The sequence below is a fragment of the Campylobacter sp. genome (genome assembly GCF_052169515.1).
In the GTDB taxonomy this organism is placed as follows: Bacteria; Campylobacterota; Campylobacteria; order Campylobacterales; family Campylobacteraceae; genus Campylobacter_A.
Map to the genome: position 1 here is coordinate 77489 of NZ_JBQNCH010000007.1, position 16398 is coordinate 93886.

Below are 16398 nucleotides of genomic sequence, written 5' to 3' on the forward strand. Positions count from 1 at the left end.
TTATTTTAAAATGAAGGGTTATGATGAGCAAAATAGCAATTATCGGAGATAGTTTTAGTGCGTTGTTTACGGCGCTTGAGCTAGCTAAAAAGAGTGAGGAAATTTTAGTTATTAATAGCCAAAAAGATGACTTTGCAAGCGGAATTTTAACCCCATTTAATACATCACCTATTGTAAAAGATGGAGCGATATCTAGCTCATTTATGGGGCTAGTTAGTAAAAAAAGTGAGCTTGATATAAACCTTTGTTTAAATGAAAATTTTAGAGCGTGGATGGCGAATTTTACACTCAAATCAACAAAAGCTCACGACAAAAAAATGAGAGTTTTGTTTTCAAAATTTGGACAAAAAAGTTTTGAAATTTTAAAGAACCTAAATGAAAAATATCCTCAGATAAATTTTACTGATAATGGTGTATATCTCATCTTTAGTCAGGACGAAAGCTTTAAAAAGAGGCTTGATGAGACAAAGATCGCTGATAGCGAGCAAGAGATTTTAAACATTGATAGTGAGCTTGCAAATTTTGGCCTAATAAATAAGAATATAAAAGGGGCTATAAATTTGGCCAAAAATGCGAGTATCGATGCTGGTGAACTACGAAAAGCGCTCATAAATGAACTAAACAGTCTTGGAGTGAAATTTATAAACGACGATATTTATGAGCTAAAAACGCAGGGTCAAAGCGTGCAAAAGGCTGTCGGCACGAGTGGTGAATACGAGGCAGATAGCTTTGTCATAGCTACAAAAAGTCTGGATCTATCAAGCAAGCTTGGGACGAATTTAAATGCCATTTTGGCGAAATTCTATACGATCGATCTTGCGTTAAATGAGGGGCAAATACCTAAAAAACCGATCATTTTAAACGATATGTTTGCCAAAATTTACCCAAATAAAAATGGTGTCACAATCATCACAAATTTACAAGTGGGTGCTATCGATACGCTCGTCAAAACAGAAAAGATCAACGCATTTTTAAACGAGTTAAAAACACACCTTGGCATAAGTGAGCTAAAAGAGCCTAGCTTTAGGGCGAACTACGTTTTACTTAGCTCAAACGATAAGCCGGCACTTGGAAGAGATGAAACTTATAAAAATTTACTTTACAATCAAGCTTACGGATTAAATGAACTGAGCTTTGCACCGTATTTTGCTAGTGTTTTGGCAGATCTTATAAAAGAAGGCAAAGAAAATGAGCAAAGCGATGAAATTTTGCTATTTAGTTCATTTTACGAGGGTTAAATTTGTTTAAAGAGTTCGCCCTAATCGGCACTACTGCAAGCGGCAAAAGTGATCTTGGATTTGAACTGGCAAAGGAATTTGGTGGCGTCATCTTAAGTCTTGACTCGCTTGCACTTTATAAAGAGATAGATATCGCCAGTGCAAAGCCAAAGCCCTGGCAGCTAGAGACTGTGAGGCACTTTGGGGTGGATGAAATTTACCCTGATGAGGAATTTAGTGTTGGCTCATTTTTTGAAATTTACAAAAACACAAAAGATTTTGCACTCTCGCAAAACTGTCCACTTATAATCACTGGCGGAAGTGGCTTTTATCTAAAGGCGATGCTTAATGGTCTTGCTCCAGACGTACCAAAATGCGAATTAAATTTAAACAACCAAGAAATTTACGAACTTGCTTTAAATATTGATCCTAATTTTGCAGAGAAATTTAGCCAAAATGACTCTTATCGCCTTGAGAAATGGTATCAAATTTATAAATTTTGTGGTCAAACCCCAAGTGCTTGGCTAAAACAAAACACAAAAGAAAGTGTCATAAAAGAGCTTGCGATCTTTGAAATTTTATGGGATAAGGATGAGCTTAGAGCTCGCATAGCAAAGCGAACGAAAAATATGCTTAAAGATGGTCTAATAGATGAGGCGAAGTTCTTATTTGATAAGTATAAAAACGAACCAAAGCCTCTAAAATCAATAGGTCTAAAAGAATGCAAGCAGTTTTTGGACGCAGAAATTTCTCAAAGTGAGCTTGAAGAGCTAATAACCATACACACGACCCAGCTTGCTAAACGCCAGCGTACATTTAACCGCTCGCAGTTTGAGAAGAAATGTGTCGGTGGTCTAGCTCAAACCAGAAGTGAAATTTTGAATTTTTTAAAAGATTAAATTTGAGTTGGATTAGATTTAAATTTTATCGATAATAGATTCAATTCACTAGAGGTAAAACAGCCCCAAAAGGAGCTGTTCGTTAGTTTTAGATAGGCATAACCCTGATTTTTGGGCTTAAAGTCTCTTGCAAGACATTTTCTATCGCATAAAGCGTACCTGTTGAGCCGCTCGCACAGCCAGAGCAAGCGCCAAGATAGCGGATGTAGATGTCGGTATTTTCGCCGTTATCGTTTCTGATGTCCAAAATTTCTAAATTTCCGCCGTCCATCATAAGCATTGGACGAATTTCTTTATCTATAACTGACTCGACCGCTTTTAACTGGCCAACCATCGTCATGTTCTCAAAACTTACGTCACTAAGTGTGTTGTTTGCTTGAGCGTTGGCCTGAGCCTCAAGCCTCTCTTGCTCCATCTCGGCTCTAGTATCACGCAAGATATCGACCAAATAATATTCTCTTTTTTCATGACCACCAGGTTTTACACAAGACTTGCAAAATGCTCCAGCTTTAGTGTATTGTGTGATCTCCTCAACAGTATGAAGATCGTTTAGCCTTATCACTTCTTTAATGGTGCCAAGACTTACTCTCGCGCACTCACAAACTATGATCTCATCTTCAAAATGCTCTGGGTCTATACCCTTATAGCTTGCAGCTGCTGCTTTTATGACGTCATACGCCATAACTGAGCAGTGCATCTTTTGAGGCGGGACAGCTGGGGTTTCTGGATTGTCACGCATAGCTTTCTCGACATCTAAATTTGTTATCTTAACAGCTTCATCGACCGTTTTGCCGATGCATAGCTCAGCCATAGTATCAGAGCTAGCTATAGCCGTGCCACAGCCAAAGCTTTTAAATTTAGCGTCTATTATCTTGTCAGTTTTCTCATCAACTAGCCAGTAAAGCCTGACCGCATCGCCGCAGCTCTCAGCTCCAAAGTCAGCCACAATGAGCTTTGCATTTGCTTTTTTGGCATCTTCTTCGGTTAGTTCACCCATAAATTTAGGATTATTCATCCTATCTTGCACTACCTTGGAGTATTCATCCCAGATAGAGCCTCCTATTAAATTATTCTTTGCCATGTTTTTCCTTTAAATTTTATAATCCACTCTTATGCCACTCTGGGGCGTACGCGAAGGTGCTAGAGATGCCTCTTAGTCTATTTACCGCTTTTGTTATATGCTCGATCGCGTAATCGATCTCCTCTTCAGTATTAAATCTTGAAAGAGATAGTCTAAGTGCTGTGTGAGCCAGCTCTTTGTCAGCACCGATGGCCTCCATGATAGGGTTGCTCTCTAGTGTCTCACTCGCACAAGCAGAGCCCGTAGATGCAGCTATGCCGGCTCTATTTAGATCCCAAAGCATTGCCTCGCCCTCGACACCTTTGATAGAAGCTAGGATAGTGTTTGGCACGCGCTGCTCTTTTTTGCCAACGACGCTGACGTCAGGAATTTGTAGTAGCGCACTTTCTAGCTTGTCACGCAAGCGGCGAACATGCGAGTTTTCATAATCCATAAATTTATTTGCTAGCTCAAGTGCCTTGCCCATTCCGACAATTCCTGGAACATCGAGCGTGCCGCTTCTGCGTCCACCCATGTGCTCGCCGCCGTGAAGCAAACTACTTAGTGGCATGCTATCCTTTATATATAGAGCGCCAACACCCTTTGGTCCATGAAATTTATGCGCTGAAAAGCTTAGAAAATCAACGTCTAGGTCTTGAACATTTATCTTTATCTTGCCGACTGCTTGCACAGCATCAGTGTGAAACAAAGCTCCGTACTCGTGGGCGACTTTGGCAAGCTCTTTTATAGGAAAGATCATGCCGGTTTCGTTGTTTGCACTCATTATGGCAACAAGTGCGACATTTTCGTCCATCACAGCCCTTAGTTGATCTGGAGTGACGATACCATCGCTATTTACGTCCAAAACCGTAAGGTCCACGCCATGCTTTTCTAGAAATTTACAAGTTGCTAAAATAGCTGGATGCTCGACCGCGGTTGTTACGATGCGTTTTTTCTCGCCGGTTGCGATCTTATCAAAGTAGATGCCTTTTACTACCCAGTTGTTGCTCTCGGTCGCACATGAGGTAACAACGATATCATCGCTATCTTTTGCGTTTATGCCAGCGTAGAGCTGATCGAGTGCTATTCTTAAGGCTGGGTGCGTTTCTGAGCCAAATTTGTGAAGTGAGTTTGGGTTACCGTACTTTTCGCAGTAAAACGGCTTCATAAGCTCAAAAGCTTCTGGATCAACCATCGTTGTGGCGTTATTATCTAAATATACTCTCAAAATTTTAGCCTTAATTCGGATAAAAAATATCCCTTTTATTTTTGATGGGATATTATAACAAAAAAGTTAAAAGCAAGTTTAAAAATTTGCTCTAGTTTTTTCAATATTTAGCTCATTTTGATATTAAAATATATTGAAATTCTTTATCAATATTTGATAGATACGCTATCTGCAAAATTTCTCATAAAAAAGTCTATTTTACTCTTAATATTAATTACTTTTCTTAAGGATTGTATTTTAAATTAATAGTATTGTAAATGCTACGACAATAAAATAAATAAAACAAAATTTCTAAAAATATTAAAGATGTCGAGCAAATCTATCTTAACCTAAAGTTGTTTTATTTTGCGTTTAAGATAACATAAGCAACATAATTAAAAGTCTAATAAATTTCTAGGATAAATTTAGGGGATTCATCTAAGAAAATTTTATTCTTAGATGAAAGAAGAATTTAGGCTTTTTTAATCATTGCCTTAATAGGTATAATAAAGATCGCCGCCGCTAGGTAAAAAACTATACCAAAAACAGCCGCCATCATAAATATCTCACCGATATCATAAAAGCTAGACTCGAGTCTAAACTGATCGACATAATTTATCGCAAACCATAATGCCACACCAAGAGCGATAGCAAAAACAAAAAATCCCCAAGAAAATAAGAAATTAAATATCTTACACATTAATTTTCTCCTTTTGTAATTTTACTTTTCTAACTTAAATCCGCCACCAAAAGCCCTATAAACCTCAACCGCACTATCGACCTCATCAAGCTTAGCTGAGACGTCTTGAAGCTTAGCCGAGAGTAAATTCCTCTCCGCATCAAGAAGCTCTAAGTGTCCAATATATCCAGCCTCATACTGATCTTTGGCAAGTGAATAAATTTTTTGCTGCGATTGTAGCAAATTTTTCACCTGATCCAAAGAGAGCTTTGCATTTTTTCTTGAAATAAGAGCATCTCTAACCTCACCAAGAGCAGTTTTTACCACGCCCTCATAAGCAACGGCTGCGATTTGCTCGTTTGTCTCAGCAATGCGAACATTGTTTTTTGTTCTACCATAGTCAAAAATTTTCTGTGACAAACTAGCACCAAGACTCCAAACACTAGCACTGCTTATGAAAATTCTATTAAAATCCTCACTAGCAAAGCCAAAAAGTCCAGTAAGTGAGATCGTAGGAAAATACTCCGCCTTTGCCACACCAACAAGTGCATTTGTCGCTTTTAAATCAGCCAGTGCCTTTGCCACATCACTTCTTCTTAGCAAAACATCAGAGCTAATGCCAGCACTTATCTCAGGCGAAGCCGGCAAGGTCTTTGAGCTAGCGACAGTTCCATTTAAAATTTCATCGTTGCTCTTGCCAGTTAGGATGGCAAGCGAGGTTAGCACTTTTGACTTTGAGTTTAACACTGAAGTTAGACTTGTTTTTGCACTCTCAACTGCAGCCTTGCTTTGCAGATAGGTCATTTCATTTATACCACCAAGCTCAAGCTGCGTCTTGCGAAGTGCAAGCGTTGCCTCATAAGTTTTTAGTGTATCTTGAAGTACTGCTTCTTGCATATTTAATGAAACTAGCACAAAATAGCTCTTTGCTACGCTTGAGCTAAGACTTAGCCTTGCACTATCGTAGTCAAATTTGCTCGCATTTAAGCTCTCATTTGCTGCAAGCACGCTGTTTCTTACCCTGCCCCAAAGGTCAAGCTCATAGCTAAGGCCTAAATTTATCTCATAGCTTTTTGAAGTAGTTTGAGGCATATGTGAGGCAGTTTCTGCGCTATTTCTAGTTCTAGTGGCACCTGCATTTAAATTCACACCAGGAAGCAAGCTTGCCTCAGCTACGCCAAGGCTCGCTTTTGCCTTTTGGAGATTTAAATACGCAATACGTAAATTTGTATTTTTCTCAAGTGCACTCTCAACTAGAGAATTTAAATTTTCATCGTGAAATTCTTTCCACCAAAGATCTCTTATATCACTTGTCTCATAAGTATATGTTGAAGTAAAATTTGTATCTATCTTTGGCATATCTGGACGAAATGAGCAACCAGCTAAAAACGCCACCGTTATAAGTATAAGCGCCTTATTTTTCATCTTTTTTTGCTCCTTTTTTCCAGTATTTTTCATTTAAATTTTCAAGCAAATAGTAAAACAATGGCACAAAAAATATCGCTATCGTTGTTGATGCGATCATACCGCCGACCACGCCTGTTCCAAGTGAGTGGCGAGATGCAGCGCCTGCACCTGTGCTTATAACCATCGGGAAAACGCCTAAAGTAAATGCGATCGAGGTCATTACGATAGGCCTAAAGCGAAGTTTTGCCGCATTTATCGCTGAGTCAAAGATACTCTTTCCGCTTTCACGCTCTTGCATAGCAAATTCTACAATCAAGATGGCGTTTTTAGCCGCCAGACCGATGAGTAGCAAGAGTCCGATCTCAAAGTAGATGTCATTTGTTAGCCCTCTTATCCAGACTGCGAGCAACGAGCCAAATACTGCAAACGGCACAGCTGTGATAACGGCAAGTGGAATGAGCCATCTTTCGTACTGAGCTGCAAGGATAAGAAATACAAAGATCATGCCAAAGATAAAGGCGACCGTGCCTGTTCCTTGAGAATTTACCTCTTGATATGCCGTTCCAGCCCAGCTTATAGCGTACTCATCACTGCTTAGCGTATCATTTACGACCTCTTGTATCGCTTGGATAGCGTCACCTGATGTGTAGCCAGGCTTTGGATCGCCCATGATCTTAGCTGATGGAAAGAGGTTAAATCTATCAACTATATCAGGTCCGATCGATCTTGTAAGCGTTACGACCGAATTTAGTGGCACCATCTCGCCATCATATGAGCGGACGAAAATTTTTCTTAGATCCTCAGGGTTGTTTCTAAAGTTATCGCTTGCCCTTGCATATACGCGGTAAGACTTGCCCGCAAGGTTGAAGTCATTTACATAGTAAGAGCCAAAAGTAGCGCCTATCGTGCTAAAAATTTCGCTTTCACTTACGCCAAATAGTTTTGCTTTCTCTTTATCTACGGTTATTTTAAACTGGCGGTAGTTTGTCTCAAGCGTAGTTCTCACATTTGTTAGCTCAGGTCTTGCATTTGCTACTGCGGCTACTTTTCTAGCGTCCGCTTCTATCTCGTTGTAGCTCTTGCCACTCTTGTTTTGTAGATACATATCAAAGCCACCAGTCATTGATAGGCCCATGATAGGAGGTAAATTTACAACAAAAGTCATTGAGTTTTTAGAGCCCCAAAGCATGCCATTAAACTGCCCAGCTAGGGCATCTGCGCTATCTGCAGCACCTTTTCTCTCACTCCAATTTTTTAGCTTGATAAAGCTAATGGCTGAATTTTCTCTAAGTGAGCTAGCTAGCATGTCATATCCTGCAAAGCCCATGGTAAATTCAACATTTGGGTTGCTTAGTATCGCAGCGCTAATAGAGGCTAGCTCTTCTTTTGTCTTTAGCATATTTGTTGAAGGTGGAAGTGAGGTGATAACCATCAAAGCACCCTTGTCTTCTGAAGGCACAAGTGCTTTTGGCACCTTTTGAAATAGTGTATAGGTCGCAAATCCCATGATACCAATGACCACAAAGCTAATAAATACATGTTTTAAAATTTTTGCTACACCTGCTGTAAAGAGCTTGGTACTAAAGTCAAAGAAGTCATTAAATTTCTGAACTATCCAAAATGGCTTACTCTCTTGCCTTTTAAGCATAACCGCACAAAGTGCTGGCGTAAGAGTAAGAGCGACGAAGCCTGAGATACAAACAGAAACGACAAGTGTGAGTGCAAACTGCTTTTGTATAACACCTACAAAGCCCTCCATGAAAGAGACCGGTACGAAAACAGCGCAAAGCACGAGCACGATAGAGATAACCGGAGTTTGCACCTCCTCCATTGCCTTAAACGTCGCATCTTTTACGCTTATCTCTTTATCTTCATGTAAAATTCTCTCGACGTTTTCTATAACGATGATGGCGTCATCCACGACGATACCGATGGCAAGAACCAGGGCAAAAAGCGTGATCAAATTTATACTAAAGCCCATGATATAAAGTCCGCCAAATGTGCCTATGATAGAGACTGGCACGGCTAGCATAGGTATGATGGTAGCTCTAAAGCTCTTTAAGAAAAAGTACATTACGATAAGAACGAGCAACATCGCCTCAATGAAAGTTTTTATAACCTCATTGATAGAGACGGTGATAAATTCGGTTGGATTATAAGCTATGGTGTGCTCTAGTCCAACTGGGTAAGTTTTCTTTAGCTCTTCAAGCTTTTGGGCAACTGCCTCTGCAGTTGCTAGTGCGTTTGCATCGTTTTGCAAAAATAGTAAAAGTGGCACTGCTGGTTTGCCATTTAGCATAGCATCAGATGCGTAGCTAGCGGCTCCAAGCTCGATAGTGGCAACCTCTTTTAGCTTTACGACAGTGCCATCTTCACTTTTTATCAAAATTTCTCCAAATTGTTTTGGATCTTTAAAACGCCCCTCTGAAACGACTGAGTAAACGTAAGGGTTTTCGCCTTTTGATGGCTGCTCGCCGATCTTGCCAGCGGCGTATTGCGAGTTTTGAATTTTTACTTGAGAGATTACGTCGCTTGGAGTTAGCTTAAACTGAGATAGTCTATCTGGCTTTAGCCAAATTCTAATCGAGTACTCTTTGTTACCAATGAGTGCCGTATCGCCAATACCATTTACCCTTTTGATTTCGTCTGCGATGTTTAAATTTACATAGTTATATAGCTCAATCAGGTTCATATTTGGATTTGAAAAGCCAACGACTTGAAGGATCGAGCCACTTCTTTCACGGACTGTTACGCCCATATTTTGCACCTCTTGTGGGAGCCTTGAAAGAGCAGCTTGAACGCGGTTATTTACGTCTATCGTAGCTTGTTTTGATGATGAGCCTATCTTAAAATATACGCTTATATTCATTGTACCAGCAGAGCTTGATGTACTTTTCATATAAAGCATATTTTCAACACCATTTATCTGATCCTCAATCGCACTTGCGACCGAGTCAGCGATAGTCTGCGCATCAGCACCGCTATATGTTGCGCTTACTGATACTTCAGGCGGAGTAAGACTTGGATACTCCTCTATTGGAAGCCCCTTGATACCCATAAGACCTGCTATAACTATGATGATAGATATAACAGTCGCAAATATCGGGCGATTTATGAAAAATTTTGAAAACATCTATCTGCCTTTAATTGCTTTTTGTAGCGTTTGCGTCTTTGCCGTTTATAAATTCCGCACTTAGGTCTTTATCTGTCTGTACTGGTCTGCCAACACCGATTTTAAGGAAGTTGTTAATGATAATCTTATCTCCTTCTTCAAGGCCATCGGTGACTACAACCATATCTTTTGTTTGGTAGCTAGTTTTTACATTTTTTTGGCTTACATTACCATCTTTTACAACTAAAACATAAGAGTTTGTAGCGCTTTGCTGAAGAGCAACTTGCGGGATGTGAAAGGCATTTTTTTGAACAAATCCACTCATTTTTATGTGACCAAAAGCACCTGGTAAAATTTTACCCTCGCTATTGTCAAAGCTAGCCTTTGCTAAAACGCTACCAGTTGCGGTATTTACGACGTTATCTATAAATGTCACTTTTCCGGTGAAATTTTCATTATTTACTTTTAGTACAGCATCGCTATTTAGCTGCTCCCAAGTACCGTTATCTAAATTTGTCTTTCTACTTAGATTATCCACGTCTGCGATGTAGAAATCAGCTTCAATTGGATTTATCTTTGTTAGTCTTACAAGCTGTGTTTGATTTGCTATGACAAGTGAGCCAACATCCACTTTGTTATCGCCCACTACTCCGTCAAATGGCGCTGTGATAGTTGTATAGCCAAGGTCGATCTTAGCACTTTTTAAATTCGCTTTTGCGCTTACTAGATTTGCATTTGCTATGTCATGAGCTGCGACTGCCGCGTCATAGTCTTTTTGAGAAACTGCATTTTTCTTATAAAGGGCAGAAATTCTTTTAAACTCAGTTTGAGCATTTTTTAAATTTGCATTTGCCACGCCAACAGCTGCATCAAGCGAGTCAAAGCTTGCTTGATATTTTTCTGGATCTATCAAAAATAGCTTATCTCCAGCCTTTACCTTATCGCCTGGCTTAAAAAACTGCTTAATTATCGTTCCGCCAACTTTTGGATAGACGATGACATCTTGGCTGCTTGTAACTGTGGCCGTGTAGTCAAAACTAATAGGCACATCCATCTTTTTAGCTACAAAAATATCAACGTGAGATGGTGGCATCTGGCGACCTGTGGCAGCCTTTTTGTCGCTACTCTCAAAGCAACCAGAAAGTAGAAAAACGGCAGCTGAAAGCACAAGAATACTTTTTAAATTCAACATAAAAACCTCTCTTAATTTTAAATTTTAATTCCAAGTTTATTTTTGTAACAATAATTACAAATTTTAAAAGACACCGACTATAACCAAAAATAAATTAAAAGTCAATTCTATTTTTGAATTCCATTTAAAAATAACTCAACACACAAAGCAATGTGCTCTTCACGCTCCTTTTTGCTAAGTTGTGGCTCTTCATTTAACATAAGCGAGTCGTAGTAGTAGACCCCGATCACACTTTGTATAAAACTTTTTGCAGCAAATTTGGCTGTAAATTTTGGGTTAAGCTTAGCTTTTATCTCATCTTTTTCAAAAAAATTTATAAGTACAAGATCGATCTTGTTTAAAATTTGATCCAAAAATACCCTACCAAGTTTTCCACCATTTTTAGAACCCTCGCTCATCATTATTTTACCAAGTGAGATATTTTTCTTAGTGCAGATGATAGAAAATATAATGGTTGCAAATTTGGTTAAAAACTCTTCCAAACCGTGAGAAATTTTAAGATCTATCTTCTCGTCGATCTCTTTTATAAGACTATCTATCTCTTGTTCTATAATCGCCTTAAAAAGCCCCTCTTTGTTTTCAAAAAATGTGTAAATGCTAGAAAGTGATCCGCCACTTATCGCCACGATATCGCTTAAACTAGTTTTTTCATAGCCATTTTTCAAAAATAATTTAAGTGCTGTTTTTACGATGAGTTCGTATCTTTTTTTACCCTTTTCTGATATTGCCATTTATTTCACTTCCTGATCAATTTTTGCCATTTTATCATCTTTTAGGATAAATAAAAGTGCTCTGTCTTTGCACGCTAATAGTTGGCTCATCGATGGCAAAAGCTCTTATGCTTATATGTTTTAAAAGGTCCTTGTCACTTGTGTTTTTATTTTTTGATTTTAGTGTGACGATGATACGCTGCTTTGCACCTGCCTTTAAGTTAAATGGCTTGCTTGGACGTGAAATTTCTATGTTTTTATCATCTATTTCAAAATAAAATGCATGCTCTTTATTTTGTGTATTTTGCACCAAAAATACATAAGAATTTTCAACTTCATTTTGTTCTAAAACCCTGTAAAGCTCACTAGTTCTATTAATATTTAACAGCATATTTTCTTTCTTGCCACTCATAAAAAAGCCAGCTACGAGCACGCAAGATAGGATCACAAGATATGCCACCGTCCTAAATCTTAAAATTTTGACCTTTTTTTGCTCTTTTATAGAATTTATACTTCTCCACTCAATGAGTGATCTTTCATTAAAATGCCCCATTACCTTGCTACAAGCATCATGGCACTCAAGGCAGTTTATGCATTCAAGCTGCATACCTTTTCTTATATCTATATGCGTTGGGCAAATTCTCACACACGCCTCACAACCAGTACAAAGCGCGCCTTCTTCTTTTGGCTTTTTAAATTTTTCCTTGCCCTCATATATCACGCCACCTCGTTTTTGATTATAAATGACTTGGATGGTATCGCTATCAAACATAACTGACTGCACCCTAGCATATGGACAGACATAAATGCAAAAATTCTCTTTTAAAATAACCACGTCATAGACTAGCCAAGCTGCGATACCAAACCAAAATGCAAGTAAAATTTTATGTTCGCTTGGCTCGCTTATATAGGCTAAAAACTCAAATGGTGGCACAAAATACCATAAAAAATTTGCAGCTATTATAAGGGCTAAAACGCACCAAATTGCAACCGCTAAAGTACGTTTAAACATTTGACCTTGTGGTTCATTTTGTTTGTTTTGGATATTTTTTCTGATCTTTAAAATTTTTGCTTGAATCAAATCTCTAAAAACCGTTCTAAAAATAGTCTGTGGACAACTCCAACCGCACCAAACGCGCCCTGCAAGCGTTGTCAAGAAAAATATAGTTAAAAACAAAGTGATAAACAAAAACGGCAACAAATAAAGCTCTTGCATATCAAATTTTGTAAAAAAGAGATCAACCCTACTCTTATCAAAACTTAATAAAAATAGCTGCGTGTCATTTATCCTGATAAATGGCAAAATGAGTGCAATAAGCGTAATACAGGCGAAAAAAATGTAACGCTTCTTGGCGTAGTTAAAATGAAATTCCTTTGACATAACAGACCTTTTAAAATTTTTGTGATTATACATCAAAACTGCATTTGCTCTATTTTTTCATTTTTTCAAACAAAGTTTGATTTAAATTTTTAAATTTAATACGAAATACCTGAGTATATTTTAAAAGCTTAAATTTATGAAAATTAAACTATACTCACGGCTTATTTTAATCTGAAAGGTGGTGAGGACGTTGCCTGGTATTAAGGTACATCCTAACGAGTCATTTGATGAGGGTTACAGAAAGTTTAAAAAACAAACTGACCGTAACTTAGTAGTAACTGAAGCAAGAGCTAGACGCTTCTTTGAGCCTAAAACTGAGATCCGCAAAAAACAAAAAATTGCTGCTCGCAAGAAAATGCTTAAACGTCTTTATATGCTTAGACGCTACGAGTCAAGACTCTAAAACCAAGACAAAGAGGGCCCCGCTCTCTTTGTTTAACTCTTCTTTTAGCCTTATTTTTTTATAATCAAAGCAATTTTTTTATTTTATTTTAAACGAAACGGAAATTCGATGCAAAAGCTAGCCATAAACGAAGCTGCAGAAATTCTAGGCATAACAAAAGAAGCAGTCTATAATAGAATCCGCCGTGGTTCGCTAAATACAGTCATTGAAAATGGCATAAAATTTGTCATCCTAGACAAAGAACCAAATAGCGAAAAAGTCACAAAATCTGCCCCAAAAAGCACAAAAACCAAATCCCAAAACGACGAGTTTGTAAGCTATTTACTAAATGAGTTAAGCGAGCTAAAGAGCTTAAATTTAAACTTGCAAGCTGACAAAGATAGGCTCTTTAAAGAAAAAGAGCAGATGCTAATCGAACGAAAAAATGAAATTTTACAAATTTATAAAGACAGAGACGAGAAGCTCATGCAGTTTCTAAACGCCATGCAAAGGCCGCTTTTAGCATCTAAAAACGACCAAGCACCAAGAGAAGTAGCGATAGAAGCCGAGATAGAAAATGAGTCAAAATGGATAAATTTGAGCGAATATTTAAAGGAGCTAAATTTAAAACCAAAAGCTACAAAAAAGATCAGTGAAAAGATAATAAAAAACATACACCACTCCAAATTTATAAAATTTAAAAGAGGTGTGATACTTGTTAGAAAACATAAAAATCTAAAAGAGTTGATAGGAGAGATATGAAACACATTAAAAAAATAGCTACTTATGCTGCGGTAGGCGGTTTTGGTGCGATCATTATGGCTGGCCTTACAGGTTGCGGAAACGACAATGGCGGTAACGAAAATGCACTAAATGAAGTTGCGCAAAAAAATGGCGCCTTTGTCATCATCGAAGAGAGCGCACCTGGTGTTTATAAAATTTTAGAAGAGTATCCAAGCACCGAAACTAGAGTCGTGCTAAAAGATATAAACGGCACTGAGCGTGTACTTAGCAAAGACGAAATCGATAAGCTCTTAGCTCAAGCAAACGCAAATATTGACAATGGTACTTCAAATCTAACAAAGGCTAGCGACGCACAGCTAAGTAGTGGCGGTCTAAGCCTTGGCGAGACTATACTTGCCTCTGCTGCTGGCGCGATACTTGGTAGCTGGATAGGCAGCAAACTCTTTGGCAACCAAAATTTCCAAGCAAATCGCCAAAGTACTTACAAGAATCCAAGTTCTTACACAAGAAGCGTTGATAGCTTCAACAAGCAAAAAGCGGCAAATTCTGCTGCAAAAAGTAGCGGCGGAAAGAGCGGGTTTTTCGGTGGTGGCTCAAAATCAAGCTCTAGCTCTAGCCAATCAAGCTTTGGAGGCTAAAATGATAAATTTAAAAAAAATCACTCCGCTAAATAACGAATTTATGGAAAAAATCGGCTTTGCATGGCATACAGACAACGATAACAGCTCATATATCGCAGATGAGATCGTGCAGGTAAAAGCAAGTGAGGCAGATGCTTATTATGAAGCAGCAAACGAACTATATGATATGTATGTAAATGCTGCTCAGCACGTCATTGATAACAACCTTTTTCACGAGATAGGCATACCATTTAATCTAGTTGATATCATCAAAAATAGCTGGGAAAATGACGTTCACTGGCACCTTTACGGCAGGTTTGATCTAGCAGGTGGGCTTGATGGCAAGCCGATAAAACTGATAGAATTTAACGCCGACACGCCAACAGCTATCTTTGAGACGGCGATCATTCAGTGGGCTATGCTAAAACTAAATCACATGGACGAAGCAGAGCAATTTAATAACCTTTACGAAGCTCTAAAGCAAAATTTTAAACGCCTTATCACACTTGGCGATGATAATGTAAACTTTGAGGATGTTTACGAGGGTTGGGGGATACTCTTTAGCAGTATCGCTGGCAGTATAGAGGACGAGCGAAGCGTAAAACTACTGCAATACATCGCAAAAGAAGCTGGCTTTAAAACAGACTTTTCTTACGTAGATGAGGTCGTTTTTGACGACAACGAAGGCATTTTTAAAGATAATGAAAATTTTGAGTACTGGTTTAAACTCGTGCCTTGGGAGAGCATAGCGATAGACGAAGGCGAGCTGGCACTCATACTTTCAAATATCATCAAAAATCAAAAAGCTATCATAATCAATCCCGCCTACACACTGCTTTTCCAAAGCAAGGGAATTTTAAAAATTCTTTGGGATCTTTATCCTAATCACCCACTCTTGCTTGAGACCTCAAACGAGCCGCTAAAGGGCAAAAAATATGTGAAAAAACCACTCTTTGGCAGAGAAGGCGCAAACGTCTCTATCCACGACGAAAACGGCACAGAAATAGCTAGTAATGACGGCGAATATGACTCGAACAAAGCTATCTATCAAGAATTTTACGAGTTTAACCAAGATGAGAGAGGCGACAACTACCAAGCAGGCGTATTTTACGCTTATGAGGCGTGTGCACTTGGATATAGAAAGGGTGGCAAAATTCTAGATAACTACTCTAAATTTGTGGGACATTTCATTAAGGATTAAAGATGAAGATCGTTTGTTTAGACGCAGCCACTCTTGGTGAAAATGTAGATCTTAGTGTTTTTAAGAAATTTGGCGAGTTTATCAGCTACCAAAAAACTAAGAGCGAAGAGGTCGCAGGGCGTCTAAAAGGCGTTGATATCGTCATCACAAACAAGGTCATAATCGATAAAGCAGTGATGGACGCGGTAAATTTAAAGCTTATCTGCATAAGCGCAACTGGAATGAATAATGTTGATCTAGAGCATGCAAAAGCTAAAAACATAGCTGTTAAAAACGTCGCTGGCTACTCTACTGCAAGCGTCGTGCAGCATACGTTTGCGATGCTTTTTGAGCTAACAAATCACATCAAATTTTATGATGAATACGTAAAAAGCGGAGAGTGGGTGAAGAGTGAAATTTTTACCTATCTTGGCGCAGATATCAGTGAGATTGCTGGTAAAGAATTTGGGATCATCGGACTTGGCGAGATAGGGCGCGGTGTGGCGGTAGTGGCGCGTGCATTTGGTGCAAACGTGAGCTACTACTCAACAAGCGGAGCAAATAAAAATAGCGAATTTAAGCAAAAAAGCTTAGACGAGCTACTAAGA

General features: G+C 38.6%; 15 protein-coding genes. 7 read left to right on the forward strand and 8 right to left on the reverse strand.

All coding sequences use genetic code 11. From position 1 onward, the window contains the following. Positions 1-23: 23 nt before the first annotated feature. Together ACTTKV_RS03695 and miaA are read left to right on the forward strand one after the other, a co-directional pair. On the forward strand, positions 24-1238 hold the full coding sequence (locus tag ACTTKV_RS03695) for an FAD-dependent oxidoreductase (RefSeq protein WP_442549300.1): 1215 nt from the start codon (positions 24-26) through the stop codon (positions 1236-1238). A 2-nt stretch (positions 1239-1240) separates the two neighbouring features. Next, complete coding sequence (gene miaA, locus ACTTKV_RS03700; RefSeq protein WP_442549301.1) at positions 1241-2116, forward strand: tRNA (adenosine(37)-N6)-dimethylallyltransferase MiaA; 876 nt, start codon at positions 1241-1243, stop codon at positions 2114-2116. Between the two features lie 88 nt (positions 2117-2204). Here miaA and ACTTKV_RS03705 read toward each other — a convergent pair whose 3' ends face one another. The 8 genes from ACTTKV_RS03705 to ccoG form a co-directional block, all read right to left on the reverse strand. Then, positions 2205-3197: an iron-sulfur cluster assembly scaffold protein gene (locus tag ACTTKV_RS03705; protein ID WP_442549302.1), complete on the reverse strand. Its 993-nt coding sequence runs from the start codon at positions 3195-3197 to the stop codon at positions 2205-2207. Positions 3198-3213: 16 nt separating this feature from the next. Further along, positions 3214-4404: a NifS family cysteine desulfurase gene (locus ACTTKV_RS03710; RefSeq protein WP_442549303.1), complete on the reverse strand. Its 1191-nt coding sequence runs from the start codon at positions 4402-4404 to the stop codon at positions 3214-3216. Positions 4405-4855: 451 nt separating this feature from the next. After that, a complete protein-coding gene (locus ACTTKV_RS03715; RefSeq protein ID WP_442549304.1) occupies positions 4856-5083 on the reverse strand; it encodes a hypothetical protein in 228 nt (75 codons plus the stop codon). A 21-nt stretch (positions 5084-5104) separates the two neighbouring features. Continuing rightward, complete coding sequence (locus ACTTKV_RS03720; RefSeq protein ID WP_442549305.1) at positions 5105-6487, reverse strand: efflux transporter outer membrane subunit; 1383 nt, start codon at positions 6485-6487, stop codon at positions 5105-5107. Continuing rightward, entirely contained in the window at positions 6477-9602 is a 3126-nt protein-coding gene (locus ACTTKV_RS03725; RefSeq protein WP_442549306.1) for an efflux RND transporter permease subunit, read from the reverse strand. Before ACTTKV_RS03725 ends, ACTTKV_RS03720 begins: the two co-directional genes overlap by 11 nt. 10 nt (positions 9603-9612) lie before the next feature. Beyond that, entirely contained in the window at positions 9613-10773 is a 1161-nt protein-coding gene (locus ACTTKV_RS03730; protein WP_442549307.1) for an efflux RND transporter periplasmic adaptor subunit, read from the reverse strand. A gap of 107 nt (positions 10774-10880) precedes the next feature. Next, positions 10881-11504 carry a TetR/AcrR family transcriptional regulator gene (locus ACTTKV_RS03735; RefSeq protein ID WP_442549308.1) on the reverse strand — a complete coding sequence of 208 codons (624 nt, stop codon included), beginning with the start codon at positions 11502-11504 and terminating at the stop codon, positions 10881-10883. 34 nt (positions 11505-11538) lie between these two features. Further along, positions 11539-12864 carry a cytochrome c oxidase accessory protein CcoG gene (ccoG, locus tag ACTTKV_RS03740; RefSeq protein ID WP_442549309.1) on the reverse strand — a complete coding sequence of 442 codons (1326 nt, stop codon included), beginning with the start codon at positions 12862-12864 and terminating at the stop codon, positions 11539-11541. 190 nt (positions 12865-13054) lie between these two features. On the opposite strand from ccoG, the gene rpsU reads away from it, so the two are divergent. The 5 genes from rpsU to ACTTKV_RS03765 form a co-directional block, all read left to right on the forward strand. Continuing rightward, entirely contained in the window at positions 13055-13267 is a 213-nt protein-coding gene (gene rpsU, locus ACTTKV_RS03745) for a 30S ribosomal protein S21 (protein ID WP_009294994.1), read from the forward strand. A gap of 108 nt (positions 13268-13375) precedes the next feature. Then, positions 13376-14008 (forward strand): DNA-binding protein, encoded by a 633-nt coding sequence (locus ACTTKV_RS03750; RefSeq protein WP_442549310.1) that lies wholly within the window; start codon positions 13376-13378, stop codon positions 14006-14008. Further along, entirely contained in the window at positions 14005-14628 is a 624-nt protein-coding gene (locus tag ACTTKV_RS03755; protein WP_442549311.1) for a UPF0323 family lipoprotein, read from the forward strand. The genes ACTTKV_RS03750 and ACTTKV_RS03755 overlap by 4 nt, the downstream gene beginning before the upstream one ends. Position 14629: 1 nt before the next feature. Further along, positions 14630-15811, forward strand: coding sequence for a glutathionylspermidine synthase family protein (locus ACTTKV_RS03760; RefSeq protein ID WP_442549312.1), 1182 nt, complete (start codon positions 14630-14632; stop codon positions 15809-15811). A 2-nt stretch (positions 15812-15813) separates the two neighbouring features. Then, on the forward strand, positions 15814-16398 hold a 585-nt coding region (locus tag ACTTKV_RS03765; RefSeq protein ID WP_442549313.1), incomplete at its 3' end, for an NAD(P)-dependent oxidoreductase.